General features: G+C 65.4%; 22 protein-coding genes. 7 read left to right on the top strand and 15 right to left on the bottom strand.

Going from position 1 to position 26,854, the window contains the following annotated elements; all coding sequences use genetic code 11:
- Positions 1 to 9: 9 nt before the first annotated feature.
- Entirely contained in the window at positions 10 to 1,806 is a 1,797-nt protein-coding gene (locus ACY34H_RS26035) for a tetratricopeptide repeat protein (protein WP_464980338.1), read from the bottom strand.
- Between the two features lie 141 nt (positions 1,807 to 1,947).
- On the opposite strand from ACY34H_RS26035, the gene mutM reads away from it, so the two are divergent.
- Genes mutM through mutY form a run of 3 tightly spaced genes read left to right on the top strand, consistent with a single transcriptional unit; the run spans position 1,948 to position 5,836 of the window.
- The gene (mutM, locus tag ACY34H_RS26030; protein WP_464980337.1) at positions 1,948 to 2,781 is read left to right on the top strand and encodes a bifunctional DNA-formamidopyrimidine glycosylase/DNA-(apurinic or apyrimidinic site) lyase; all 834 of its coding nucleotides are present in this window, start codon (positions 1,948 to 1,950) and stop codon (positions 2,779 to 2,781) included.
- 13 nt (positions 2,782 to 2,794) lie between these two features.
- A complete protein-coding gene (locus tag ACY34H_RS26025; protein ID WP_464980336.1) occupies positions 2,795 to 4,708 on the top strand; it encodes a dynamin family protein in 1,914 nt (637 codons plus the stop codon).
- A gap of 6 nt (positions 4,709 to 4,714) precedes the next feature.
- Positions 4,715 to 5,836 carry an A/G-specific adenine glycosylase gene (gene mutY, locus ACY34H_RS26020; RefSeq protein WP_464980335.1) on the top strand — a complete coding sequence of 374 codons (1,122 nt, stop codon included), beginning with the start codon at positions 4,715 to 4,717 and terminating at the stop codon, positions 5,834 to 5,836.
- Positions 5,837 to 5,866: 30 nt separating this feature from the next.
- On the opposite strand, the gene ACY34H_RS26015 is transcribed toward mutY, so the two are convergent.
- From ACY34H_RS26015 to ACY34H_RS25980, 8 genes are all read right to left on the bottom strand, one after another.
- A complete protein-coding gene (locus ACY34H_RS26015) occupies positions 5,867 to 6,184 on the bottom strand; it encodes a hypothetical protein (RefSeq protein WP_464980334.1) in 318 nt (105 codons plus the stop codon).
- A gap of 82 nt (positions 6,185 to 6,266) precedes the next feature.
- Positions 6,267 to 7,397 carry a deoxyguanosinetriphosphate triphosphohydrolase gene (locus ACY34H_RS26010; protein WP_464980333.1) on the bottom strand — a complete coding sequence of 377 codons (1,131 nt, stop codon included), beginning with the start codon at positions 7,395 to 7,397 and terminating at the stop codon, positions 6,267 to 6,269.
- A gap of 3 nt (positions 7,398 to 7,400) precedes the next feature.
- Positions 7,401 to 9,020: a bifunctional shikimate kinase/3-dehydroquinate synthase AroKB gene (gene aroKB, locus ACY34H_RS26005; protein WP_464980347.1), complete on the bottom strand. Its 1,620-nt coding sequence runs from the start codon at positions 9,018 to 9,020 to the stop codon at positions 7,401 to 7,403.
- Positions 9,021 to 9,219: 199 nt separating this feature from the next.
- Positions 9,220 to 11,352, bottom strand: a complete 2,133-nt coding sequence (gene pilQ, locus ACY34H_RS26000) for a type IV pilus secretin PilQ (RefSeq protein ID WP_464980332.1) — start codon at positions 11,350 to 11,352, stop codon at positions 9,220 to 9,222.
- Entirely contained in the window at positions 11,349 to 11,924 is a 576-nt protein-coding gene (locus tag ACY34H_RS25995; RefSeq protein WP_464980331.1) for a pilus assembly protein PilP, read from the bottom strand. Before ACY34H_RS25995 ends, pilQ begins: the two co-directional genes overlap by 4 nt.
- 8 nt (positions 11,925 to 11,932) lie before the next feature.
- The gene (locus tag ACY34H_RS25990) at positions 11,933 to 12,628 is read right to left on the bottom strand and encodes a type IV pilus inner membrane component PilO (protein ID WP_464980330.1); all 696 of its coding nucleotides are present in this window, start codon (positions 12,626 to 12,628) and stop codon (positions 11,933 to 11,935) included.
- A gap of 7 nt (positions 12,629 to 12,635) precedes the next feature.
- Positions 12,636 to 13,292: a PilN domain-containing protein gene (locus ACY34H_RS25985; protein ID WP_464980329.1), complete on the bottom strand. Its 657-nt coding sequence runs from the start codon at positions 13,290 to 13,292 to the stop codon at positions 12,636 to 12,638.
- Positions 13,292 to 14,413, bottom strand: coding sequence for a pilus assembly protein PilM (locus ACY34H_RS25980; RefSeq protein WP_464980346.1), 1,122 nt, complete (start codon positions 14,411 to 14,413; stop codon positions 13,292 to 13,294). The genes ACY34H_RS25985 and ACY34H_RS25980 overlap by 1 nt, the downstream gene beginning before the upstream one ends.
- A 318-nt stretch (positions 14,414 to 14,731) precedes the next feature.
- Between ACY34H_RS25980 and ACY34H_RS25975 the strand changes: the two genes are divergently transcribed.
- Entirely contained in the window at positions 14,732 to 17,065 is a 2,334-nt protein-coding gene (locus ACY34H_RS25975) for a penicillin-binding protein 1A (RefSeq protein WP_464980328.1), read from the top strand.
- 89 nt (positions 17,066 to 17,154) lie between these two features.
- Positions 17,155 to 18,660: a SulP family inorganic anion transporter gene (locus tag ACY34H_RS25970; protein ID WP_464980327.1), complete on the top strand. Its 1,506-nt coding sequence runs from the start codon at positions 17,155 to 17,157 to the stop codon at positions 18,658 to 18,660.
- 89 nt (positions 18,661 to 18,749) lie between these two features.
- On the opposite strand, the gene cyaY is transcribed toward ACY34H_RS25970, so the two are convergent.
- The gene (cyaY, locus tag ACY34H_RS25965) at positions 18,750 to 19,091 is read right to left on the bottom strand and encodes an iron donor protein CyaY (RefSeq protein ID WP_137315764.1); all 342 of its coding nucleotides are present in this window, start codon (positions 19,089 to 19,091) and stop codon (positions 18,750 to 18,752) included.
- Between the two features lie 39 nt (positions 19,092 to 19,130).
- Here cyaY and lptM point away from each other — a divergent pair, with 39 nt between their 5' ends.
- Together lptM and lysA are read left to right on the top strand one after the other, a co-directional pair.
- Positions 19,131 to 19,316 (top strand): LPS translocon maturation chaperone LptM, encoded by a 186-nt coding sequence (gene lptM, locus ACY34H_RS25960; RefSeq protein WP_464980326.1) that lies wholly within the window; start codon positions 19,131 to 19,133, stop codon positions 19,314 to 19,316.
- A 42-nt stretch (positions 19,317 to 19,358) separates the two neighbouring features.
- On the top strand, positions 19,359 to 20,636 hold the full coding sequence (gene lysA / locus ACY34H_RS25955; protein ID WP_464980325.1) for a diaminopimelate decarboxylase: 1,278 nt from the start codon (positions 19,359 to 19,361) through the stop codon (positions 20,634 to 20,636).
- Positions 20,637 to 20,764: 128 nt separating this feature from the next.
- Here lysA and ACY34H_RS25950 read toward each other — a convergent pair whose 3' ends face one another.
- The 5 genes from ACY34H_RS25950 to ACY34H_RS25930 all read right to left on the bottom strand — a co-directional run bounded on the left by ACY34H_RS25950 (position 20,765) and on the right by ACY34H_RS25930 (position 26,826).
- Positions 20,765 to 21,388 (bottom strand): protein-methionine-sulfoxide reductase heme-binding subunit MsrQ, encoded by a 624-nt coding sequence (locus ACY34H_RS25950; RefSeq protein ID WP_464980324.1) that lies wholly within the window; start codon positions 21,386 to 21,388, stop codon positions 20,765 to 20,767.
- A gap of 13 nt (positions 21,389 to 21,401) precedes the next feature.
- Positions 21,402 to 22,379 carry a protein-methionine-sulfoxide reductase catalytic subunit MsrP gene (gene msrP / locus ACY34H_RS25945; RefSeq protein WP_464980323.1) on the bottom strand — a complete coding sequence of 326 codons (978 nt, stop codon included), beginning with the start codon at positions 22,377 to 22,379 and terminating at the stop codon, positions 21,402 to 21,404.
- 121 nt (positions 22,380 to 22,500) lie between these two features.
- On the bottom strand, positions 22,501 to 23,826 hold the full coding sequence (gene ccsB, locus ACY34H_RS25940) for a c-type cytochrome biogenesis protein CcsB (RefSeq protein ID WP_464980345.1): 1,326 nt from the start codon (positions 23,824 to 23,826) through the stop codon (positions 22,501 to 22,503).
- Positions 23,827 to 23,898: 72 nt separating this feature from the next.
- A complete protein-coding gene (locus tag ACY34H_RS25935; protein ID WP_464980322.1) occupies positions 23,899 to 26,001 on the bottom strand; it encodes a cytochrome c biogenesis protein ResB in 2,103 nt (700 codons plus the stop codon).
- A gap of 165 nt (positions 26,002 to 26,166) precedes the next feature.
- Entirely contained in the window at positions 26,167 to 26,826 is a 660-nt protein-coding gene (locus ACY34H_RS25930; RefSeq protein WP_464980321.1) for a c-type cytochrome, read from the bottom strand.
- Positions 26,827 to 26,854 lie beyond the last annotated feature (28 nt).

The following is a 26,854-nucleotide window of genomic DNA, read 5'->3' as shown; positions in this document are numbered from 1 at the left end:
TGTCGTTGCTTACAGGCTGGTGTTCAGCCGCGCCAGCGTATCGCGCAGCACGTCGTTCTTCGGGTCCTTGGCGCGCGCTTCGCGCCACAGCTTCTGCGCCTCGTCGCGCTTGCCCCGCTGCCACAGCACTTCGCCCAGGTGCACGGCGATCTCGGCGTCGCTGCGCAGCGCATAGGCACGGCGCAGCGTGGCTTCCGCCTCGTCCAGCCGGCCCTGGCGGAACTGTACCCAACCCATCGAATCCATGATGTACGGATCGTTCGGCGCCATGCTCAGCGCCTTGTCGACCAGCGCATGGGCTTCGTCGAGCCGCACGTTGCGCTCGGCCAGCGAGTAACCGAGCGCATTGTAGGCGTGATGGTTGTCCGGCACCGCTGCAATCACCTTGCGCAGCGCCGCTTCCATTTCCTCCGGCTTGTCCTGCTTTTCGGCGGCCAGCGCGAAGTCGTACAGCAGATCCGGGCTGTCCGGGAAGCGCTGCACCGCATCGGCCAGCAGCGTATAGGCTTCGGCGCCGCGGCCGGCGTCGCGCAGCAACTGGCCTTCGGTCTGCAGCACCTCGGCCTGCTCGGCCGGATCGATGGCGGCGATTTCATGCAGCATGGTGCGGGCGCGTTCCAGTTCGCCCTTCTTCGCCGTCAGGTGCGCGCGCTTCAGGCGCGACGTCATGTACAGCCGCGGATCCTCGCTGCTCACCTTGTCCAGCCAGCCCAGCGCGCCGTCGAAGTCGCCCTGCTCCTCGGCTATCTGCGCCAGCAGCATCAGGCCCTTCGACGGGTCGCGCTCGGGATCGTCGCTGTCGCCCAGCACGGCCACGAAGCGGCGCAGGTAGTCCTCGGCGGCTTTCTGGTCGTTGGCCTGGATCGACATGATGCCCAGCGCGTACAGCGTGCCGGGGTTGTCCGGCTCGTCCTTCAGCATCTGCCCGAACTGGGCGCGCGCCGCATCGTAGCGCTTCTGCTCCACCAGCAGGCGCGCGTACGCGGAGCGCACCTCGCGCGCGCCCGGATTATTCTTCAGGAAGCCGGCAAACAGCTGGCCGGCCGCATCGGCATTGCCCATCACCTGCGCCAGCGTCAGCACCGACAGTTCGGAGTCGGGCTTCAGTTCCAGCGCGCGCTTCGCCTCCGCCATGGCGCGATCGCGATCCTCGGCCGCGTACGCGGCCTGGGCCAGCACCAGGTGGCTTTCCATCGTGGCGCCGTAGGGAGCGAGCACCCGCTCCATCAGCGCGAACGCCGCGGCCTTGTCCTTCGCCCGCAGCAGGTACTGCTGCATCTGGAACATCACCAGGCCGCGCGCCTCGGCCGGCGCGGCGCCCAGCCGCTGCGCGAACACCTGCTCGGACTCGGACAGGTCGTCGCCCAGCACGGAAAAGCCCAGGAAATACTGCACCGCTTCATCGGAGTCCGGCGCCAGTTCACGCCACAGGCGGATCGCCGCGAGGGCCTCGTTGCCCTGCTTGGCCGCCAGCGCCATCTCGGCCGAGCGGCGCGCCAGCCGCGGGTCGCGGGTCTGCTGCGCCAGCACCATCATCGACACGTAGGCGCTTTGCCACTGGCCCCGCTTGAAATCCAGTTCGGCCTTCGTCAGCTTGTAGAACAGGTCGCTGGTCAGTTCGACGGCGGGCAGTTTTTCCTCGTGCCGCAGGGCTGCGGCGAGGGCATCCGCGGTGGGCTCCGCGGGCTCCGCCGCGGCCGCGGCGGCGGCGTCGCCGCCGCCGGCCTGTTTTTGTGGCGCAACAGCGCACGCGGACAACAGGGCCGAGAGGGTTACAATGGCAAGTGCGTATTTCAAGGCTTGCATCCAGGTCGGGTCAAAGCCTGATTCTACGCCCAACCCGTCGCCTGCGCGGCTTTGCAGGTGTAACGCGCAAGCATGCCGCGGCACTATCCGCGCTACTTGCCGTGGTACTTAAAATTATCGCCAGATTCTCACCCGCTCCCTATGCCAGAACTACCGGAAGTCGAAGTCACCCGGCGCGGCGTCGCGCCCCACATCGAAGGCCGCGCCGTGCGCGAGGTGGTGCTGCGCCGCGCCGGCCTGCGCTGGCCCTTCCCTGCCTTGCTGCCCGAGATCCTGGCCGACCGCACGGTGGCCGCGACGGGGCGCCGGGGCAAGTACCTGCTGGTGGAATTCGAACACGGCACTTTGATCATCCACCTGGGCATGAGCGGGCACCTGCGCGTGCTGCCGCCGGGCGTGCCGGCGCAGAAGCACGATCATTTCGACCTGGTGGTGGACGGCCCGCAAGGGCGGCAGGTGCTGCGCATGACCGACCCGCGCCGCTTCGGCGCCGTGCTGTGGCACCCGAAGGAGGAAGGCGAGCTCGATTCGCACATGCTGCTGCGCGGGCTGGGCGTGGAACCGCTGGGGCCCGGCTTTTCCGGCGAACTGCTGTACCGGAAAACGCGCGGGCGCAGCGTGGCGGTGAAGTCCGCGCTGCTGGCCGGCGACATCGTGGTCGGCGTCGGCAACATCTACTGCTCCGAAAGCCTGTTCCGCGCCGGGATCAATCCGAAGACGCCGGCCGGCCGCATCGGCCGCGCGCGCTACGACAAGCTGGCGCAGGCGATCCGCGACGTGCTGGCCGAGGCGATCGTGCAGGGTGGCAGCACGCTGCGCGATTTCATCGCGGTCAACGGGCAATCCGGCTACTTCCAGCAGTCCTATTTCGTGTACGACCGCACCGGCCTGCCGTGCCGCGTGTGCGGCGCGCCGATCCGGCAGATCAAGCAGGGGCAGCGTTCCACGTTCTATTGCGTGAATTGTCAAAAGTGAAGCGAAACCAGCCATGATGCGCGATCTCGAACAGTACAGTGCCTGGCGCCAGGGCGTGTCGGCGGCCCTGCGCGCTTACCGCGACGGCGCGCAGGCCGCCGACCTGCTCGACGCCGCGACCGCCCAGCGCATCGCCCGCACGCTGGCGCGGCTGGCGGAAGACAAGCTGTCGGTCGCGTTCGTGGCCGAGTTCTCGCGCGGCAAATCGGAGCTGATCAACGCGATCTTCTTTGCCGATTACGGCCAGCGCATCCTGCCGTCCGCGGCCGGCCGCACCACGATGTGCCCCACCGAACTGCTGTACGATCCCGCGCAGCCCGCGTCGATCCGGCTGCTGCCGATCGAGACGCGCGCCGCCAACCTGTCCACCAGCGACTACCGCGACGACCCGCGCGCCTGGACCGTCCTGCCGCTCGACGTGGACTCGGCCGCCGACATGCACGACGCCTTCCGCCAGGTCAGCCAGACCCGCGCGGTGCCGGTGGACGAAGCGCGCCGCTACGGCCTGTACGATCCGGAAGACCCCGACCTGGCCGCCACGGTGAACGACGACGGCATGGTGGAAATCTCGCGCTGGCGCCACGCGATCATCAACTTCCCCCATCCGCTGCTGAAGCAGGGCCTGGTGATCCTCGATACGCCGGGCCTGAACGCGATCGGCACCGAGCCGGAGCTGACGCTGAACCTGATTCCGCATGCCCATGCGGTGCTGTTCATCCTGGCCGCCGATACCGGCGTCACGAAGAGCGACATCGAAGTCTGGCGCGAGCACATCGGCGCCGGGGCCGGCCGCATGGTGGTGCTGAACAAGATCGACGGCATGTGGGACCCGCTGCGTTCGGAAGCCGAAGTGGACGGCGAGATCGCGCGCCAGCGCGCCCACGCGGCGCAGTTGCTGGCCGTCGACGAGCGGCAGGTGTTCCCGGTCTCCGCGCACAAGGCACTCGTGGCGAAGATCACGGGTGACGGCGCCCTGCTGGAACGCAGCCGCGTCGGCCGGCTGGAACAGGCGCTGTTCGACGAGCTGATCCCGGCAAGGAAGGACATCGTGCGGCGGCGCCTGGCGGAAGACCTGGGCGCGCTGAACGGCGCGCAGGGCGCGATGCTGGCGGCGAAGCAGCGCGGCATCGCCGAACAGTTGCACGAGTTGAACAGCCTGCGCGGCAAGAACCAGAACGTGATCGCCCACATGGTGCGCCGGGTCGAAGCCGAGAAGAAGGAGTTCGATGCGAGCCTGTTCCGCCTGCAGGCGGCGCGCACCGCGTTTACGCGCCTGTCGACGGAGCTGTATGGCACGCTGGGCATGGACGTGCTGCGCGATCACGTGCTGCAGGTGCGCGCGGCGATGGCGAGCAGCCACTGGTCGGCGGGCCTGCGCGAGGCGGTGCGCGTGTTCTTTGACAGCGTGCAGGCGGAACTGGAGGAATCGGACCGCAAGGCCGTTGACATCCGCACCGCGATGGAAGCCGTGTACCGGCAGTTCTCCGCCGAGCATGGCGTAGCGCTGCCGCCGCCGCCGCCGTTCGCCCTGGCCAAATACCGCGCGCAGGTATCGGACATCGAAGCGCTCTACCAGAAGCAGTTCGGCACCGCCGCCATGCTGACCACCAGCCGCGCCGTGCTGATGGAACGCTTCTTCGACACGATCGCCTCGCAGGTCAAGCGCTGCTTCAAGGCGGCCAACGCGGAATGCGAGAGCTGGCTGAAGGTGATCATGGCGCCGCTGGAGGCGCAGATCCGGCAGCACCGCGAGCAGCTGAAGGGCCGCCAGGCATCGATCGGGCGTATCCACGACGCGGCCGGCACGCTGGAACAGAAAATCGAAGCCATCGAGCGCACGCAGCAGGCGCTCGACCGGCAGAAGGAAGGGCTGGCCGCGCTGGCCGGCGCGATCGCGGCCGCCATCGACGCGGAACCCGCCGCATAAGATCAGTTGAGAAAGACGAATTTGCAGTACGACGACCCCACATTTTCCGCCGCGCTGATCGCGTGGCAGCAGCAGCACGGACGGCATACGCTGCCGTGGCAAAACACCCGCGATGCCTACCGCATCTGGCTTTCCGAGATCATGCTGCAGCAGACGCAGGTGGCCGCGGTGCTCGGCTACTACGCCCGTTTCCTGGAACGCTTCCCCACCGTGCAGGACCTGGCGGCCGCGCCCGTCGAGGACGTGATGGCGCAATGGAGCGGCCTGGGGTACTACACGCGTGCCCGCAACCTGCACAAATGCGCGCAGCGCGTGGTGGCGGAGTACGGCGGCGTGTTCCCGGCCGATCCGGCGCTGCTGGCCGAACTGCCCGGCATCGGCCGCTCGACGGCGGCGGCGATCGCCGCGTTCTCCGGCGGCGCGCGCGCCGCGATCATGGACGGCAACGTCAAGCGCGTGTTCGCGCGCGTGTTCGGCATCGACACCTTTCCCGGCGAGCGCAAGACGGAAGAAGCGCTATGGCGCCGCGCCGAAGCCCTGCTGCCCGCGCAGGGTATCGAATCGTACACGCAAGGCCTGATGGACATGGGCGCCACGCTGTGCACCCGCAGCAGCCCGGACTGTGCGCGCTGCCCGATGCAGGCGCGCTGCGTGGCCTTCGCCACCGGCCGCACGAAGGAGCTGCCGGTGCGCAAGCCGAAAAAGGCGACACCGGAAAAGCACACGGTCATGCTGCTCGTCGTGCACGGCGGCCAGGTGCTGCTGGAGCAGCGGCCCGGCGCCGGCATCTGGGGCGGCCTGCTGTCGCTGCCCGAGGTCGACGGCCACGTCGCTGCCGACGATGACGCGCCGCCGCAGGTCGACGACGACGCCGTGGCGCAGGCATTGCTGCCGTTCGGCGTGACCGAATCGCGCGAACGCCTGAACACGGTCACGCACGTGTTTACGCATTACCGGCTGCAGATCGTGCCCGTGCTGGTCACGCTGGCCCAGCGTGCGCCGCTGATGGCGGATGGCCGGTACCTGTGGCTCGACGTCGGGAGGTTGGCGGACGCGGCGCTGCCGGCGCCGGTCAAGAAACTGCTGGTGGAGCTGCTGGGAGCGAATGCCCAGGCGCGGATGTTCTGACGATGTGCCGCGGGTGCGCGGGCCGATACCTTATATGAGCTTGCCGATCGAAAAAACCAGCGCGACGAGCGCCACCGAGGTGCCGAAATACCAGCGAACCAGCCGGTTTTCGATGCCCGCCATACCGCTTTCGATGCGCGACAAGCGATCCTGGACGCGCGACTCGAGCTTGACGAGATCCTCCTTCGTGGCATAGTTCGGGCCGATCACGGCCACGTCGCGCTCGACCGCGGCAAAGCGGCGTTCGCTGCCGTTCGATGCGCAGTTCGCCGAAGCGTTGCGCCCTGCACCGGATTGAGAACCTTGGGAGGCATTCGCGCTGTCATCCATGACGGGATCCTGAGTCATCGTGATTTCTCCTGGAGTGTTTCTCAGCGTTGTCCACGGAGCGGAAAAGGTCAAGCAGATCACTGCTCGAGGCCGATGCGGATCAGAGTTCCTCCAATGAATACAGGTTCCGGTGCACATGGATCGCATAGCGGTCCGTCATGCCGGCGATATAGTCGGCGATGCGGCGCGCCTGCCTGGTGACGTCCCCTGACGGTTCACGATAATCCGGCGGCAGCAATTGCGGATCGGCCGTGAACGCGTCGTACAGTTCGCGCACCATGCGGCTGGCCTTCAGCCGCATCCGGTTCACCTTGTAGTGGCGGTACAGGTTCTCGCGCAGGAAGCGCTTCAGCTCGGTCGCATCCTTGCGCGTCGGATCGGAAAAACGGATCAGCGGCGGCGCCGCGCGCACATCGTCGATACTCTGTGGGCCGGCGTCGGCGATGCGCTCCTGCGACGTGGCGATCAGGTCATCCGCCAGGGCCGTGATGAGCCGGCGCAGCGTTTCGTAAATGGCGCGGCGGCCCGTCAGGCCTGGATACCTGTCCTGCACTTCGCGCCACAGCCGGGCAAAGAAATCCACCTCTTCCAGTTGCGCGATCGTGATCAGGCCGGAGCGCAGGCCGTCGTCGATGTCATGGCTGTTGTAGGCGATCTCGTCGGCCAGGTTGGTCAGCTGCGCTTCCAGTGAAGGCTGGGTCCTGTCGAGGAAGCGCTGCGCCACGTCGCCGAGCTGGCGCGCGTTGTTGACGGAACAATGCTTCAGGATGCCTTCGCGCGTTTCGAACATCAGGTTCAGGCCGTCGAAGGCGCCGTACTGTTCCTCGAGGTGGTCGACCACGCGCAGGCTTTGCAGGTTGTGCTCGAAGCCGCCGTGGTCGTGCATGCATTCGTTCAGCACGTCCTGCCCGACGTGGCCGAACGGCGTGTGGCCCAGGTCGTGCGCCAGCGCGATCGCTTCCACCAGGTCTTCGTTCAGCCGCAGGTTGCGCGCCAGCGAACGGCCCACCTGCGCCACTTCCAGGCTGTGCGTGAGGCGCGTGCGGAACAGGTCGCCCTCGTGGTTCAGGAACACCTGCGTCTTGTATTCGAGCCGGCGGAACGCGGTGCAGTGGATGATGCGGTCGCGGTCGCGCTGGAACTGGCTGCGCGAGGCGTGCGCGGTTTCGGCATAGCGGCGCCCGCGCCCCTTGTCCGAATGTGCGGCGTAGGGAGCGAGCGATTCTTCCATGCCTTACTCCACGCAGGCGGCCAGCGTGGCCAGCAGCGCCTCTTCCGGCACGTTGGTCACGATGGCCGTGCCCAGCGGCTTGATGAGGATGAACTTGATGGCACCGCCCTCGTTCTTCTTGTCGACTTCCATCAGCTCCAGCCAGCGGCCGGTGCCCAGGTCCGGCGCCTTGACCGGCAGGCCGGCCGCGGCGACGACGTTGCGGATGCGTTCCACCGTGCCGGCATCGATGTAGCCCAGCCGGTGCGACAGGTCGGCCGCCATCACCATGCCGCAGCCGACGGCTTCGCCGTGCAGCCAGGCGCCGTAGCCCATGCCGGCCTCGATCGCATGGCCGAAGGTATGGCCGAAGTTCAGGATCGCGCGCAGGCCGCCTTCGCGCTCGTCCTGGCGCACCACGTCGGCCTTGATTTCGCACGAGCGGGCGATCGCGTAGGCCAGCGCGGCGCGGTCGCGCGCCACCAGCTTGCCGATATTGGCCTCGATCCAGTCGAAGAACGCCTCGTCGATGATCGGGCCGTACTTGATCACTTCGGCCAGGCCGGCCGCCAGCTCGCGCTGCGGCAGGGTTTCCAGCGTGGTGGTATCGGCCAGCACCACCTTCGGCTGGTAGAACGCGCCGATCATGTTCTTGCCGAGCGGGTGGTTGATGCCGGTCTTGCCGCCGACCGAGGAATCGACCTGCGACAGCAGCGTGGTGGGTACCTGGATGAAGTCGACGCCGCGCATGTACGAGGCGGCCGCGTAGCCCGTCAGGTCGCCGATGACGCCGCCGCCGAGCGCGACCAGCGTGGTCTTGCGGTCGCACTTGTTGGCCAGCAGCGTATCGAAGATCTGCATCAGGCTGGCCCAGTTCTTGTATTCCTCGCCGTCGTCCAGCACCACGGAAATCACGTCCTTGCCGGCCGCGGCCAGCGGCGCGGCCAGGCGCTCCAGGTACAGCGGCGCGACGGTGGTGTTGGTGACGATCGCGACCTTGCGGCCGCCCACGTGGCGCGCCAGCATGGTGGCGTCGTCGAGCACGGCCGGGCCGATCGAGATCGGGTAGCTGCGCTCGCCGAGGTCCACGTTCAGGAGGATATTGGTCTGTTCGTTCATGGAAGCCTGTGCCTGGGTGATACAGTTCGGGGCGTCCTGGCAAGCCAGGGCGTCCAGCTGGTTGAGGATGATCTGGACCATCGATTGTACGTTAGGCCGGCCCGTATCGACGACGAGGCGCGCCATCGCCAGGTACAGCGGCTCGCGCTGGGCCAGCAGTTCCTCGAGTTTCCTGCGCGGGTCGGCGGTCTGCAGCAGTGGCCGGTTCTTGTCGTGGCCGGTGCGGGCGAGGATGTTGGTGATGCTGGCACGCAGGTAGATCACGGTGCCGCGCTCCTGCAGCAGCGCGCGCGATTCGGGATCGAGGATGGCGCCGCCGCCGGTGGCCAGCACGATGCCTTCCTGGCCGGACAGGTCGCGGATCACTTCGGCTTCGCGGCGGCGGAAGCTTGCCTCGCCCTCGATCTCGAAGATCCAGGGGATCGTGGCGCCGGTGCGCTCCTCGATCTCGTGGTCGGAATCGACGAAGCGCATGCCCAGTTTGCGGGCGAGCAGGCGGCCGATCGTGGTCTTGCCCGCCCCCATCAGTCCTACCAAAAATACATTTTGCATCGCGGATCAGATTAGTGCATATCACACCATTGTAATCCGAGTGGCAAGATATGCCCGCGTGCAAAGTGAATGCAAAGCCGCTAACAGGCTCCGATTCTTTGGAAATATTTCCTCAAAATTGGAACCTGTCACCGGTTTTCGGGGCACGCCGTGGCGGCCTGCCGCGGGCTTCCTAGCGCGACGACAGCTTCTCGGCCACGATCTTCGGCGTGATGAACACCAGCAGTTCGGTTTTTTCGCTGGTGCGGCTGGTGTTCTTGAACAGGTGGCCGAGCACCGGCACGTCGCCCAGCAGCGGCACTTTCGATACGGTGTTGCGCTCGGTCTGCTGGTAGATGCCGCCCAGCACGACGGTACCGCCGTTTTCCACCATCACCTGGGTTTTCACGTGCTTCGTGTCGATCGCGAAGCCGGCGCGGGTTTCGGCGCCCACGCTGTCCTTGTTGACGTCCACGTCGATGACCACGTTGCCGTCCGGCGTGATCTGCGGGATCACTTCCAGGCGCAGGTTGGCCTTGCGGAACACGATCGACGTGGCGCCGCTGCTGGTCGCCACCTGGTAGGGCAGCTCCAGGCCCTGCTCGATCGTGGCCACCGACTTGTCGGCCGTGACCACGCGCGGGCTGGAAATGATCTTGCCGGTGCCGTCGGCCTCCAGGGCCGACAGTTCCAGATTCAGGAAGCGGTTCGCGGCCGAGTTGAACAGGCTCACGGCCAGGCTGCCCGCCGCCACGCCGTTGATCGGCGCCGCCGGCAGGTTGATGAACTGGCTGTTGACGAAATCGCTGGACGTTTCGGACGACTCCACCTGCCCGGTCAGCCGGCCCGCGCCGATCATGTTACCGGAGACCAATGCATGGTTGCCGCCCGCCGTGCCCTTGAAGTCGGAGAAGCCCAGCTTGGCGCCCAGGTTGCGCGTGAAGCCATCGTTGGCTTCGACGATGCGCGCCTCGATCAGCACCTGCCGGGTGGCGATGTCGGTCTTGGAAATCAGCTTGCGCACTTCCTCCAGCCGGGACGGGATGTCGGTCACGAACAGCTGGTTGGTGCGCGGCTCGATGATCGCGCTGCCGCGGCGCGACAGGATGCGGTTCTTCGCATCGCTGGCGCCATCGAGCCCGAACACCATCTTGAACGCCTCGGCCTTCTGGTAATTGAGCTGGAAGATTTCCGATTTCAGCGGTTCCAGGTCGGCGATCTGGGCGCGCTGCTCCAGTTCCAGCTTTTCCTTGGTCAGCAGCTCTTCCTTCGGCGCGATCCAGATCACGTTGCCGTTCTTGCGCATGTCCAGGCCCTTGGCCTGCAGGATCACGTCCAGCGCCTGGTCCCACGGCACTTCCTTCAGGTGCAGCGTCAGGCTGCCCGTCACGCTGTCGGACGAGACGATGTTCAGGCCCGAGATGTCGGCCACCGCCTGCAGCGCCGCGCGCACTTCGATGTTCTGGAAGTTGAACGATACCTTCTCGCCGCGGTAGCCCTGGGTGCCCTGCACCAGCTTGTTCGGGTCTTCCTTGATCGGCCTGACTTCCACCACCAGCTGCGTATCGCTCTGGTACACATTCTGTTCCCACAGGCCGCTGGCCTCGACCTGCAGGCGCACGTTGTCGCCCTGCGGCGCCGTGGTAACGCGGGTGACCGGCGTGCCGAAATCGGTCACGTCCAGCCGGCGGCGCAGCGCTTCCGGCAGGCCCGTCTTCAGGAAGTCGATGGTGACGCCCTTCGGGTTCTGCTTCACGTCGACCGCCACGGCGTTGTTCGGCAGGTCGACGACGATGCGGCCCTCGCCGCCGGTACCGCGGCGGAAATCGACAGCCCGCAGCACGGGCTTGCCGGCCGCCTTCGGGGCCACCGGGGCGGCGGCGGGCACGCCGCGCGCATCGAGCGCCGTGGCCACGCCGCCCGAACCTTCGATCGTCAGGATCACGTTCCTGCCGTCCACCAGCGTCGCGTAGTTCAGTGCACGCTTCAGGTTGAACACGAGCCGCGAGCGGTCGCCCGCCTGCACCGCGTTCACGCTGCGCAGGTCGCCGATTTCGATCTCCTGCGCGGTCTTGCCGGTGGCGTTGGCGGTCTTGCCGAAATCGAGCGCGATGCGCGGCGGATTCGCGGTGGCGAAGCCGACCGGCGCCGCGGCGGGCGCATGGTCGAGCGCGATCTTCACGATCACGTTCGCGCCCTGCCGGCTGGCGGTCACGGATTCGATCGCATTGCCGGCCTGCGCGTGGGCCGGGGCGCTGGCACATGCGCAGGTCAATGCGATTGCCAGCGCGGCGCCGACGCGGCGCACGGTGTCCATTGCGATCATTGGGGGTTCTCCTTGCTTTCCTGCAGTTCCAACGTGGCGATGCGTTCGACCCATTCGCCGCTCGCATCCTGTACCGTTTCCTTCACGTTCACGGCGGTTTCCGACACCGACGTCACGACGCCGTAGTTCTGGCCCAGCCGCTGGCCGGCCTGCACCTGGTAGACGGAACGGTCGATCTGCAGCAGCGCGAGCACCGATCGGCCCTTCTTCAGCATGCCGACCATGCGCATCGTGTCGAGGGGGAAGCCCTCGAGCAGTTCCTTGCGCCGGTTCGTGTCCGGCGCCACGCCGGTGCCGGGACGCGCGGCGGCACGGTCCGTCACCAGCTTGTTCGGGTCGAACGGATCCGGCGACTCCGCCGACGCGTAGGCGAACGGCACGAATGTCTTCGGTTCGGACAGCGGCTTGACGGCGACCTGGGTCGTCGCGTCCACTTCCTTCATCCACTGGCGCACTTCCTGTTCGTCGCGGTCGCCGCAACCGGTCAACAGGACGGCCAGGAACGCGAACAGCAGCACGGCGGGCATCCTCGCCGGGGCCATCACCGGCGTCATGGTCGTCATCGTCATCATGCTGGGCTTCATTTCTTCGCGCCCTTCTTCTTCTTCGCGGCCGCGGCCTTCTTCTGCGCCGCCACTTCATCCTGGTCGAGGTAGCGGAAGGTCTTGGCGACCGCATTCAGCGTCAGCGCGCCATCCTTGTTGGTGACCAGTTCCATGTTGTTCAGCGTGACGATGCGGGGCAGGTTCGCCATGTCGCCGGCAAAGGCGCCGATGTCGTGGTAGCTGCCCGTCACCTTGATGTCGATCGGCAGCTCGGCGTAGTAATCGCGGGCGACCACCTGGCCGGGCTTGAACAGCTCGAACTGCAGCCCGCGGCCGACGCCGGCCTGGTTGATGTCCGACAGCAGCGCCGCCATTTCGGCCTTGCTGGGCAGCTGTTTCTCGAGCAGCACCACGTAACGGTCCACCTGCGCCTTCTGCGCGGTCAGTGCTTCGAGGTTCACCGCCTGCGCGGTCTTCATGCGGTACTGGTCGCGCAACTGCTGTTCGCGGACGGCACCCGCTTCCTGTTCCTCGAACTGGCTGCTCCAGTAGCCGAAATAGCCCAGCACCAGCACGCCGATCGCCACGCCGATGCCGCACAGGATGCGCGGCGCCAGCGGCCACTGGCCGGGGTGCACGCCGTTCAGGCCATGGAATTGCGCGCCCAGCGAGCCTGCCAGGCGCCTGGCGTCGATACCCTTGTCGCCCGCCTTGTCGATTGTCTTCGCCATGGCCATCTCAGCTTGCCTTCGCGGCACCGTTGCCGCCGTTGTCTGTATTGCCGCCGCGCTTGCCGGCATCCTTGCCGCCGCCGTCGCCACCTTCGCCATCCTTGTCGCGCGGCCGCTTGATGCCGACGATGAGCGAGAATTCCACCACCTTGCGCGGATTCTTCGCCTGGCCGATCACGCCCGCCTTCACCTCGATCAGGTCGGGCCGCTCCAGCCAGGGCGAAGCGCTCGACAGGTTGCGCAGCAGTTCGGAGACGCGCTCCTGCGACTGCGCGTAACCGTCGACCGCGACGCGCTGTCCGTCCTGCCGGAAGCCTTTCAGGTAAACGCCTTCCGGCGTCCGCCGCACCAGCTCGTCGAGCAGGTAGACCGGCTGGTTGCGGTCGCCCTGCAGGTCCTCGACGGCCTGCTGGCGCGCTTTCAGCGCTTCGATTTCCTGCTTCAGCGTGGCGATCCGGGCGATCTTGCCGTCCAGTGCCGCGATCGCGGTTTGCAATACCGTGTTGCGCTGCTCCTGCACGGCGATGGCGCGCGCGTTGTAGCCGCCCACCAGTAGCACGATGCCGATCCCGATCAGGGCCGACAGCACCATCAGCGCCATGAACGCGGCCTTGCGCTGCTTGCGCTTTTCCTCGCGGTGCGGCAGCAGGTTGATGCGGACCATCAGTCGAACCTCCTCAAGGCAAGGCCGCAGGCGACCAGGTAGGCCGGCCCGTCGGCGCGCAACTGCTGTTCGCGCACGCCGGGCGCCAGCGCCATGCCATGGAACGGCGACACCACCGCGCTGGCGATGCGCGTGCGGCTGGCCACGATGTCCAGCAGGCCGGGCAGCATCGCGCAGCCGCCGGCCAGGAAGATCCGGTCGATCTTCGTGTAGGGCGTGGAGGTAAAGAAGAACTGGATCGCGCGCGTGACTTCCAGCGCGGCCGATTCCAGGAAGGGTTGCAGCACATCGGGTGCGTAGGTGGCCGGCAGGTCGCCAGCGTCCTGCAGGTTCGATACCTGGCCTGCCGCCTGCAGGCTCCAGGCCTTCTTGCGCGCCTCCGCTTCCTCGAACGCCAGGCCGTAGGCCCGCACGATGTCCTGCGTCAGCGAATTGCCGCCGAAGGGCTGCTCGCGTTCCCACACGGTCACGCCATCGATCAGCACCGACACGTGGGTGGCCGAGGCGCCAATCTGGAACAGGGCGATCACCTGTCCCGCGCCGGCACCCGGCACCTGCGCCGCAACGCGGGTCACCGCCGCGCGCGCGGCATACGATTCGATGTCCATCACCGAAGCCTTCAGGCCGGAGGCCTCGGCCACGGCAACGCGGTCCTCGATCTTTTCGCGGCGGGCCGCGGCCAGCATCACTTCGATATCGTCCTGCGAACTGGCCACGGGGCCGATGACATCGAAGTCCAGGCTCACGTCATCCAGCGCGAACGGAATGTACTGGCTGGCTTCGGACTCGACCTGCACTTCGAGCTGCTCTTCGGAGAGGCCGGCGGGCAGCACGATCTTCTTCGTGATGACGGCGGCCGGCGGCATGCCCAGCGCCACGTGGCGCGCCCGCGTCCCGCTTTTCTTCAGCAGGCGGCGCACCGCGTCGACTACCTGGTCGAGGTTTTCGATGTTGCCATCGGTAACCGCGCCACGCGGCAGCGCCTCGACCGCGCAGCGCTCGACCCGCAGCCCTTCCTTGCCGGCATCGGCCAGTTCGACCAGGCGCACGCCGGAGCTGCTGATGTCGAGCCCCACGAGCGGCGGCGCGGCGCCGCCGAACAGCGTCTTCCAGTCTGGCATCATCGATGCGTTCCCCGCCCGGCACGGTAAAGAACCGGTCCGGAATATTGGCAAAAAGTGAAAAAAACGTTTGAAAACCGTCGCTTACATGAAAAAATTCCTTACAGCAAGATGGATGCTAGCAATTCCTCAGGGCAACTGTAAAGAATTTCCGTAAGGCACAATTATTTTGATGTGCGTGGGAAACCACACTATTTCATGGGTATGTAGCCGGCCGGATAACACAGTTGTCGGCCTGTTCATTGCCTGCCTGACAAGCGCGCCAGCGGAAGCGGCTCGCTTATAATGCCTGCACAAAATTTCAGAGGTTTACCCCGCATGACTGCTTCGAACAACGCTGCCAAGAAGGCCAAGTCCAAGTCCCCGAAGAATCTGCTGCTGATGGCGCTGGGCTCCGTGATCGGGCTGGTACTGGTCGTGGTGCTGCTCGTCGTGTTCGGGCTGGCGCTGGCTTACCCGAGCCTGCCGTCGCTCGATACGCTGACCGATTACCGCCCCAAGATGCCGCTGCGGATTTATTCGGCCGACAACGTGCTGATCGGCGAATTCGGCGAGGAACGCCGCAACCTGGTGCGCTTCAAGGACATCCCAGACGTGATGAAGAAATCCGTGCTGGCGATCGAGGACGACCGCTTCTACGAGCATGGCGGGGTGGACTACCTCGGCATCCTGCGCGCGGCCTTCCACAATGCCACCGGCGGTGCGCGCCAGGGCGCGTCGACGATCACGCAGCAGGTCGCGCGCAACTTCTTCCTCTCCAGCGAACAGACCCTGAAGCGCAAGGCCTATGAGGCGCTGCTGGCATGGAAGATCGAGCAGAACCTTACCAAGGACCAGATCCTCGAGGTCTACATGAACCAGATCTACCTGGGGCAGCGTGCCTACGGCTTCGCCTCGGCGGCGCAGATCTATTTCGGCAAGGACCTGCGCGACATCTCGATCGCCGAGGCGGCGATGCTGGCCGGCCTGCCGAAGGCGCCGTCCGCCTACAACCCGGTGGTGAACCCGAAACGGGCCAGGACCCGCCAGCAATACATCCTGCAGCGCATGGCGCAGCTGGGCTACATCACGCCGGCGCAGTATGAAGAAGCAAAGAACGAACAGCTGAAGGTGAAGACCGACAGCAGCGAGTTCGGCGTGCACGCCGAATACGTGGCCGAGATGGCGCGCCAGCTCGTCTACGAACAGTTCAAGGAAGATACTTATACCCGCGGCCTGAACGTGTTCACCACGATCACCAAGGCCGACCAGGACGCCGCCTACCTGGCGTTGCGCAAGGGCGTGATGGATTACGAACGCCGCCACGCCTACCGCGGACCGGAGGCCTACGTGGACCTGCCGTCGAACCGCGCCGAGGCCGACGAGGTGATCGAGACCGAACTGGCAGAGCACCCGGACAGCGACGACATCGTCGCGGCAATGGTGCTGTCGGCATCGCCGACAAAGGTGACGGCGATGACCGCCTCCGGCGAGGAAATCACCATGACCGGCGCCGGACTGGCGATGGGCAAGGCCTGGCTGTCCGAGAAGGCGGCGCCGAACAAGCGCATTCGCCGCGGCGCCGTGATCCGCGTGATGCAGGAGGAAAAGGACTGGCAGATCACGCAGATGCCGCAGATCGAATCGGCCTTCGTGGCCGCCAGCACCGAGGATGGCGCGATCAAGGCGATGGTGGGCGGCTTCGACTACAACCGCAACAAGTTCAATCACGTCACGCAGGCATGGCGCCAGCCGGGTTCTTCGTTCAAGCCGTTCATCTACTCGGCCTCGCTGGAGCGCGGGCTGTCGCCGGCCACCATCATCAACGACGCGCCGATCTCGTTCGATGCCGGCCAGACCGGCGGCCAGGCCTGGGAACCGAAGAACTACGACGGCCGCTACGAAGGCCCGATGACGATGCGGCGCGGCCTGACGAAGTCGAAGAACATGATCTCGATCCGCATCCTGCACAAGATCGGTGCCAAGTATGGCCAGGAATACACCACCCGCTTCGGGTTCGAGGCCGACAAGAATCCGCCTTACCTGACGCTGGCGCTGGGCGCCGGCGCCGTGACGCCGCTGCAGATGGCCGGTGCCTACGCCGTGTTCGCGAACGGCGGCTACAAGGTCACGCCTTACCTGATCTCGAAAGTCACCGACGCCAACGGCCGCATCCTGTCGCAGGCCGCGCCCGATCGCGCCGGCGTGGAGAGTAACCGCGTGATCGACGAGCGCAACGCCTTCGTGATGGATTCGATGCTGCGCGACGTGGCACGCTACGGCACCGCCGCGAAGGCCCAGCAAATCCTGAAGCGCCCGGACCTGGCCGGCAAGACGGGCACCACGAACGATTCGATCGACGCCTGGTTCGCTGGCTACCAGTCGAAGCTGGTGGCGATTGCCTGGATCGGCTACGACCAGCCGAAGAACCTGGGCAACCGCGAAACCGGCGGCGGCCTGGCGCTGCCGATCTGGATCGGCTACATGCAGAAGGCGCTGAAGACCATCCCGGTCGAGGAACGGCCGGTGCCGGATGGGATCGTGATGGCCAATGGCGATTACTACTACGCCGAGAATCCGCCGGGCGTCGGCGTCGAAAGCCTGGAAGGCGCGACACGCGGCACCCCGGAAGAAGAAAAGGCGCGCGACGCCGTCAAGAACGAGCTGTTCTAATTTGAAGCAAAACCGGGGACGTACCCCTGTTTAGAGGAAATTTCTTCTAAACAGGGGTACGTCCCCGGTTTTTTTTACCGAGCATCGATATGTCTGTATCAAATCCGGCGCAGCTGCGCACCGATGTCCTGTCGGGCATCACCGTGTCCCTGGCCCTCGTGCCCGAGGCGATCGCCTTCGCGCTGCTGGCCCAGGTCAGCCCGCTGACCGGCCTGTACGCGGCCTTCATCGTGTGCCTCGTCACATCCGCGCTGGGTGGCCGGCCGGGCATGATCTGCGGCGCGGCAGGCGCGCTGGCGGTGGTGATGACGAGCCTCGTCGTCACGCATGGCGCCGAATACCTGTTCGCCGCCGTGGTGCTGATGGGAGTGTTCCAGCTGCTGTTCGCCGCGTTCAGGCTGGGCAAGTTCATCCGCATGGTGCCGCATCCGGTCATGCTGGGCTTCGTCAACGGTCTGGCGATCGTCGTTTTCATCGCCCAGTTCGGGCACTTCAAGGTGGGTGGACAGTGGCTGCAAGGCAATGCGCTGTGGACCATGCTGGGACTGGTGGTGCTGACGATGGCGATCATCTACGTGCTGCCGCGCCTGACAAAGGCGTTGCCGGCTTCGCTGGCGGCGATCCTGATCGTCTCCGGCCTCGTGGCCGCGCTGGGCATCGACACGAAGACGGTCGGCGACATGGGCTCGATCGCCGGCGGCCTGCCGTCGTTCCACCTGCCGCAGGTGCCGCTGACACTGGAAACGCTATCGATCGTGCTGCCGTATTCGCTGATCCTGGCCGCCATCGGCCTGATCGAAACGCTGCTGACCTTGAACCTGATCGACGCCATCACCGATACGCGCGGCAGGCCGAACCGCGAAAGCATGGCGCAGGGGCTCGCCAATATCGCCAGTGGGTTCTTTGCCTCGATGGGCGGCTGTGCGCTGGTCGGGCAAAGCATGATCAACATCGACAACGGCGCGCGGCACCGCATTTCCGGCATCACGGCGGCCGTGTTCCTGCTGGGTTTCATCGTGCTGCTGTCGCGCTGGATCGAGATGATTCCGCTGGCGGCCCTGGTCGGGCTGATGTTCGTCGTCTGCGAAAAGACATTCGCGTGGGGCAGCCTGCAGACGCTGCGCAAGATCCCGCGGCAGGATGCCGTGATCGTGGTCGGCGTCACGCTGATCACCGTGCTGACGGACCTGGCGGTGGCGGTGCTGGCCGGCGTGGTGTTCGCCGCGCTGGTGTTCGCATGGCAGCACGCCAGGGAAATCCGCGCCGACGTGTCGACCGATGGCCGTGGCTGGAAGGTGTACACGCTGAAGGGCTCGCTGTTCTTCGCCTCGACGGCCAATTTCGCCGCCCTGTTCGACCCGAAGAACGACCCGGAGCACGTGGTGATCGAATTCCGCGATGCCAAGGTGGTCGACCACTCGGCCGTGGAGGCGATCGATACGCTGGCCACGCGCTACCAGGCGGCCGGCAAGACGCTGCACCTGCGGCACCTGAGCCCTGACTGCCTGGAGATCCTCACGAACGCCAAGGGCATGGTCGAGGTGAACGAGTTCGAGGATCCGCACTATCACATCGCGGATAACCGGCTGGGATGAAGGAAAGTACTCGCAGAGCGCCGTAAAACAAACCGCAGAACCGGTGACAGTCACCGGTTTTGTTTTTCGGTACTTCCCGAGGGCTTGCGTTACGGATTCTCGCTGACGATCACCGGGGCGCCGCCGGACTGTTCGGTGGCGATCTGCGACAGCGCGTCGAACAGCTCGCCGCCGTCGCGCGTGTTGATCCAGCGGCCATCGACGCGGCGGTAGTGGAAGCCGCCGGAGCGCGCGGCCACCCACAGTTCCTGCATCGCGGCCTGGCTGTTGACGATGACCTTGGAGCCGTTGTGCAGGAATTCGATCTCCAGCACGTTGCCGTTGCGGCTGCATTCGACATCGAGCCGGTTGTCGTCGTTGAGGCGGTCCAGCGCGGCTTCGATCGCGTTCAGCGTGCTGTCGGCCAGGTCCAGGAATTCGGTTTCGGTCATGCTACACTCCAAGGGTTCAGTAATAACGAGATTCTAATCGTGAAGTCCACTCCAGCGCGTGTCTTGATTTCCATGCTGATTGCCGTGTCGCTCGCCGCCTGCGGCCAGACCGGTGCACTGTACCTGCCCAAGCAACCCGTGAAGACCGATTCGCCGACCGGCAAGCCCGGCGTGGCGCCGCCTTCCGCTCCGGTTCCTGCGACGCCTCCCGCATCACAACAGTAAATCCCTCGGTAGCCCCCTCACTCAGTAAATCCTCAGTCAACCATGTCCCACTTCGACTATCAGAACGGCGTGCTGCACGCCGAAGGCGTTTCTTTGCCCGCCATCGCAGAAACCTTCGGCACGCCGACCTACGTGTATTCCAAGGCCCAGCTGCTGGACAACTTCGATGCCTACGCCAATGCCTGCGCCGGCCGCGATGCCCTCGTATGCTACGCGATGAAGGCCAATTCGAACCTGGCGATCCTCGACCTGCTGGCGCGCCGCGGCGCCGGCTTCGACATCGTGTCGGGCGGTGAACTGCTGCGCGTGATCGCCGCCGGCGGCGATCCGAAAAAGGTGATTTTCTCGGGCGTGGGCAAGAGCGAGGCGGAGATGCGCCTGGCGCTCGAGCATGACATCCTGTGCTTCAACGTCGAATCGATCCCCGAACTGCACCGACTGAACGCGGTGGCCGGTGCGCTGGACAAGAAGGCGCGCGTGTCGCTGCGCGTGAACCCGAACGTGGACCCGAAGACGCACCCGTACATCGCCACCGGCCTGAAGGCAAGCAAGTTCGGCGTGGCATTCGACGATGCGCTGGCCACCTACCGCACCGCCGCGCAGTTGCCGAACCTGGAACCGGTGGGCATCGACTGCCACATCGGCTCGCAGCTGCTGGACGACACGCCGCTGCTGGAAGCGCTGGACCGCCTGATCGAGCTGATCGACACGCTGGCGGCCGAAGGCATCCACCTGCACCACCTCGACATCGGCGGCGGCCTGGGCATCGACTACGGCGTGGCCGGCGAAGACCAGCCCGCGCCGGCCGGCGACTACGTGAACCGCGTGTTCCAGCGTGTCGAGGCATGGCGCGCCGAACAGCATGCGGGACGCGGCATCAAGGTGATCTTCGAGCCGGGCCGCTCGATCGTCGGCAATACCGGCGTGCTGCTGACGAAGGTGGAGTTCATCAAGCACGGCGAGGAAAAGAACTTCTGCATTGTCGACGCGGCGATGAACGACATGGCCCGCCCGGCCCTGTACCAGGCGTGGATGGACATGCAGCCGGTGGTGAAAAGCGAAGCCGCCGGCGCCATGTTCGACGTGGTCGGCCCGATCTGCGAATCCGGCGACTGGCTGGCGCGCGACCGCGAACTGCCTGTCGAAGCGGGCGACCTGCTGGTGATGAAGACCGCCGGCGCCTACGGCATGACGATGGCGTCCAACTACAACACCCGCGGCCGCGCCGCCGAGGTGATCGTCGACGGCGGCCAGGTGCACCTGGTGCGCCGGCGCGAGACCCCGGAAGAACTGTTCGCGCTGGAATCGGTGATCCGCTGAAAAATTGAGGAAACTTTCGAGACCTCAGGCAATGCTGCTCCAAAATTAGGGACGGACCCTGTTTTACAGGAAATTTCCTGTAAAACAGGGTCCGTCCCCATTTTTTCGTCCTATTTTTCGAGCAACATTCAGGCGCTGGCGCGAGCCGGCGCTTTGCTTTTCTGCCGCGCCCACCACACCCGCATCAGCAGCAGCGCGGCAACGATGCAGGCGAACAGCAGCGGCTGCGCCAGGTCGTTCTTGGCGGCCTTCATCCACCAGTAGTGCAGCACGCCCAGCGGCACGATCGCATAGACCAGCCGGTGCAGCCACAGCCACTTCTTGCCGCCCAGCCGCTTCACCATGGCATTGGTGCTCGTCGCGGCGAGCGGAATCAGCAGCACGAAGGCGATGAAGCCGACCAGGATGAACGGCCGCTTCGCCACGTCCTTCAGCATGGCCGCCACGTCGAAGAAATGGTCGAACCAGAGGAAGGTGATGAAGTGCAGCAGGCCGTAGAAGAAGGCGTACAGCCCGAGCATGCGCCGCAGCTTCAGCAGCCAGTTCCATGTCGACAGGCGCCGCAGCGGCGTCACCGCCAGCGTGATGCACAGGAAGTACAGCGTCCAGTCGCCCGTCGAATGGGTGATGTATTGCAGCGGCTCGACCAGCGCGTCGGTAAAGACGAGATACACCAGCCGGGCGAGCGGCACCAGCGCCAGCACGTGCACCAGCGCCTTGATTCCCGTGAGTTGTCGGGCGTTGGGCTGCATCACGGCCTCCCCGTCAGAACCATTTTTTCAGGTCCATGCCGGTGTATAACGACGCCACGTCGTTGTAGCCGTTGAACGGCAGCGTCTTGCGCTTGCGCGACAGGAACGAATCCTCGCCGATGCGCCGTTCGGAAGCCTGCGACCAGCGCGGGTGATCCACGTCGGGATTCACGTTCGAGTAGAAGCCGTATTCCGACGGGGCTGACTTGTTCCATGCGGTACGCGGCATGTCGCGCGTAAAACGGATCTTGACGATCGACTTGGCCGACTTGAAGCCATATTTCCACGGCACCACGATGCGCACCGGGGCGCCGTTCTGGTTCGGCAGCACTTCGCCATACATGCCCAGCGTGAGCAGCGTGAGCGGATGGTTCGCCTCGTCGATGCGCAAACCTTCCACGTAAGGCCAGTCCAGCACGCGGCTGCGGATGCCGGGCATCTGCTGGCGGTCCGCCAGCGTGACGAATTCCACGTATTTCGCGTTGCCGGTGGGTTCCACGCGCTTGATGATCTCCGAGAACGAATAGCCCACCCACGGGATCACCATCGACCACCCTTCCACGCAGCGCAGCCGGTACACGCGTTCTTCCAGCGGCGCCAGCTTCAGCAGCGAGTCGATGTCGAGCGTCATCGGCTTCTTCACTTCGCCTTCGATGGCCACCGTCCAGGGCCGCGTGCGCAGGGTGCCGGCATTCTCGGCCGGGTCGCTCTTGTCGGTGCCGAATTCGTAGAAATTGTTGTAGCTGGTCGCATCCTTGCGCGGGGTTTGCTTGTCCAGCGCGGAATACGAGGGATTGAGCTTTGCCGCCAGTTTCTGGCTGGTACCCTGGGCGAAGGCTTCGCGCGTCAGCATGTCGATCAGTGCGCCGCTGGCGATCGTGCCCGCGGCGATCTGCCGGATGAAATCGCGCCGCGCTTCGAACACGTGGCGCGGCGTGATTTCCGAGGAAAACGGCAGGTCGATGCCGTTGGGGGACCGTTTGATCAGCATGATGGCTCCGGGCGGTAATTTATAAGGATACGTTACTGCGACCTTACACCAAACCCGGAAACCATTCGTTTAGGACAGCATTAAAACAGTATTTCAGCTGGCGTCATTACAGCTCGCGTGATTACAGCTCGCCGTAGGAATGCAGGCCCGACAGGAACATGTTGACACCCATGAAGGCGAACGTGGTGACCACCAGGCCGACGAGCGCCCACCAGGCCCCCACGCGGCCGCGCAGGCCGGACATCAGCCGCATGTGCAGCCATGCCGCATAGTTCAGCCACACGATCAGCGCCCAGGTTTCCTTCGGGTCCCACGACCAGTAGCCGCCCCATGCCTCGGCGGCCCACAGCGCGCCCAGGATCGTGGCGATCGTGAAAAAGGCGAAGCCGGCCGAAATCGACTTGTACATGATGTCTTCCAGCACTTCGGCATCGGGAATGCGTTCCGCCAGCCGGTTGCGCAGCAGGTTCGTCACGGCGAACAGCACGACGAGGCCGAGGATGAATTTGCTGGTGCCCACCGTCGAATTGCGGATCGCCTCGCTGGCGCCGGTAACGAAGGCAACCAGGTTGATGATGGCGATGAACCCCAGCGGCACGGCCACCAGCCAGATCCACATGGTGCGCGGCCGTTCGTACTTCAGCAGGAACGCCCAGCCCAGCATGGCCGCCAGGGCGAACGTGCCGTAGCCGATGAAGTTGGCCGGCACGTGGATCTTCATCCACCAGCTCTGCAGCGCCGGCACCAGCGGCTGGATCTCGTGCGCATCGCGCGTGACGGTGTACCACAGCAGGAAGCCCACCGCCGCCGAGACGATCAGCATCACGAACGGGCCCAGCTGGCGGGTAGCGTAGCGTCCCTCGTAGTACAGGTGGAACATCGCCGTGATCAGGCAGAACAGGATGAACACTTCGTACAGGTTCGAGATGGGAATATGGCCGACGTCGGGCCCGATCAGGTAGGACTCGTACCAGCGCACCATCATCGCGGTCCAGCCCAGCAGCAGGCCGCCCCAGCACAGCCGGGCGCCGATCGCGCCGCCGGCGGCGGAACGGGCCACCAGCCCGATCCAGTAGAACAGCGTGGACAGGAAGAAGAACACGCTCATCCACAGGATCGCGGACTGGCTCGACAGCATGTAGCGCAGCCAGAAGCGTTTCTCGCCCGATGCCAGGTCGCCGCCATACATGGCGATCGCGCCCAGCGCCAGCACCGTCATCGCCAGCATCAGCCCGCGCAGCGGCTTCCAGTGCCAGCCCAGCGCCGCGAACGTGGGCACCGACAGCAGCAGGATCGCCTTTTCGTAGACGTCCATGTAGGCACCGTAGCGGTTCAGGCCGAACAGCGCGCCGGCCAGCAGTGCCAGGCCGAACAGCCAGTCGAAGGCCGACAGCCGGCGGAAATAGCCGGGGGTGGCCGCGTAGGGTTGGTGTTGCGTAATGTCCATCATGGTCTCCTGCTTGTATGTCTGCAGCGTTCTTTCGGCTTGTTCCGGCTGGTTTCGGCACATCCCGCCAGCTTACGCCTTCAGCGGCAGCTTTTGCTTCAGTTCGTCGAATTCGCGGTCGAAATCGAGCGTGCGGCGCTGCGTGCTCATTGCCATCAGCGCATGCGCGCCGTCATCCTCGCCACGGATCCAGATCCACAGCCGCCGCTCGCGGATGTAGAACATCGCGAACACGCCCAGCACGAGGAACAGGCAGCCCAGGTAGACCACCGATTTGCCGGGCGAGCGCGTGACCTGGAACACCGAAGCCTTGACCTGCTCGAATTCGTCGAGCTGCAGGTACACCGGTGCGCCGTAGAAGAAGCTGTCGGACAGGCCGTTCATCGCCAGTTGCAGCCAGCGCGCATGCGCTTCGTCCGGCACGATGGCGGCCAGGCCGTCGCGCTCGCGCGCCACGTTCCACAGCTCCCACAACGTGCCGTTGAGGATCTTCATGAAGATGTCGGCAGCCTTTTCCTGCTCCGCCTGTGGCACTTTCTCCAGGAAGCGGCTGACCGACATGTAGCCGCCCGCTTCCTTGTCGCCGGCGAAGATTTCCAGGCTTTTCAGGGCCGACAGCGCCAGCTGCGCCTGCACCGCATCACTGTTGCCGCCAGCGCTTTTGCCGCTTGCCGGCGACATGCGCGCCGCATACGAATTCGCGGCCCGCTCGCGCAGCGCCGGATCGTGCAGCGCGGCGCGCAGGCGCATCCAGTCGCGCACGCTGTGCTCGTCGTCGGCGGGAATGCGCAGGTAGCTGAACGGATCGCCGGGGCTGGCGCGCACGCCGGACAGGTACATCGGCACGCCTTCCAGCGTGACCGGCTGCATGTAGTTCTGGTATTCGCGCGCCTGGCCGGTGCTGTCGCGCACTTTGTACTGCATGCTGGGGCCGACGTTCTGCAGATCCTTGTTGTTGGCGTTCTTGGCCGCCGAGCCCAGGTGCTTGTCGAGGCCCCGGGCAAAGGCATTGCCCAGCTTCTCGCCCTGCTTCACGTCGCGCACGTCCTGGTTCGCCGTGTTTTCCACGTTGAACGGGCGGAAATCGGTCCATTCAATCGTGTGCGCGTCGTCCAGCTTCGTGGTATTGCCGACGATGCCGTCGAGCGCGAACTGGCTGCCCTTCGTGCCCTGCATCGGGAAGCCCGTCAGCTTCAGCTTGCTGCCGCCATCCTCGAAGCTGGCCTGGTACACGGCCAGCCCCTTCCAGATGAACGGCTTGTTGACTTCGATCGTGGCGGTTTGCGTTTCACCGGTGGCGTTGTCGCGCACCACGACATCGCTGGCAAACAGCTTCGGCATGCCGGTACTGTAGAAATCGATCGTGAACTTCTTCAGCTGGATGGTAAACGGCAGGTCCTGGATCAGCACGCCGTCCGGCCGCGACAGCACGGCCGAGCTGCTGGCCTGCCCTTCCGGAATCACGGTATTGCCGCGGAACGTGGGGTTCGATACGCCCAGGCGGTGCTGTTCGGGAATGGCCGCGATCAGGCCGTCGCCGGTGAATGGCGTCTTGCCCAGCGCCCATTCCTGCACGCGGATCGGTATGTCCGAATCGAGCAGGCCGCCCACGCAGATGATGACGATCGCGCTGTGCGCGAAGATGTAGCCGAACTTGTTGGCGGCGCCGCGCTTGGCCGCCACCAGCAGGCCGCCCTCCTTCTCCACCACCTTGGCCTGGTAACCCGCGTGGACGAGGCGCTGCGCCATCTGGCCGGCCAGCGCGTCCGCTTGCAGGGGCGACTGCCATTCGGCCTTGTGGTGGAAGTTGCGCAGCGACTGTTCGCGCACGTTCTCGCGCCAGCTGCGCATGTCCTTCACCATCTTCGGCGCATTGCGCACGATGCACAGCGACGTGGACACGACGAGGATGCCCATCATCACGAGGAACCACCAGGCGGAATACACCGCGTACAACCCCAGCCTGCCGAAGACCTCGAACCAGAACGGCCCGAACTGGTTTACGTAGTTCGGCATCGGCTGGTTCTGCTGCATGATCGTGCCGATGATGGCGGAAATCGCGATCATCACCAGCAGCGCGATCGCGAACCGCATCGAGGACAGCAGTTCGACCGCTTCGTTGAACGCCTGGCGGCGGGTGTTGAGACGGATGCCCGTGGTGGAGGTGGTGCTCATGCGGTGGTGCTCATGTTGCTGTGCTCATGTAAAACCCGGCTTTTTGTATACAATTTTGACTGGCATAGTAACAAAAAAAATGGCGGCACCGTCGAGGTAGCCGCCTTTTTTCGTGGTTCCTGCCTGTCAGCCGCGCGTGCGCCGGCGGTCAAGCCAGGCACCCGCTCATTTCAGTCCGGCCACGTAATCGGCCACGGCCTTGATTTCGTCGTCGGACATGCGCTGCGCGATCGTCGTCATCTCGGCACTGTTCTTGCGGCCATGGCCCTTGAACAGACCCAGCTGGGCGATCGTGTAATCCTGGTGCTGGCCGCCGATGCGCGGGTATTTGGACGGATTGCCGGCACCGGCGGGGCCGTGGCAGCTGGCGCAGGCCGGCACGGCTTTCTCGGCCAGGCCGCCGCGATAGATTTTCTTGCCCAGTTCGATCGACTCGCGGACCTTCGCCGCGCCCGGTTTCTGCGACTGCGCGGCCAGGTAGGCGGAAATGTTCTTCTTTTCCTCGTCCGTCAGCATCTTCGCGTACGTCGTCATGATCGGCTGCGCGCGCTCGGGCTTCGTGAAATCCACCAGCTGCTTGTACAGGTAGCCCTCGGGCTGGCCGGCCAGCTTGGGATTGGCGACGATCGTGGAATTGCCGGCGGCGCCGTGGCAGGACAGACAGGAAGGCAGGCCGCGGGCGGGATCGCCGTCGGCATAGAGCGTGGCGCCCTTGGCCGGATCCACTTTCGGCGCCTGCGGAGTCGCGGCGCTGGCCGTCCCCGCGAAGACCGCCATCATTGCCAGGAACATCGAGCGTACTACTGGTGAATACCTACGATTCATTCAGCACCTCATTTAGCCAGCTTAAGGA

This window comes from Pseudoduganella sp. jia 9, from assembly GCF_055502615.1.
This window is presented reverse-complemented; position numbering and strand designations above follow the sequence as displayed.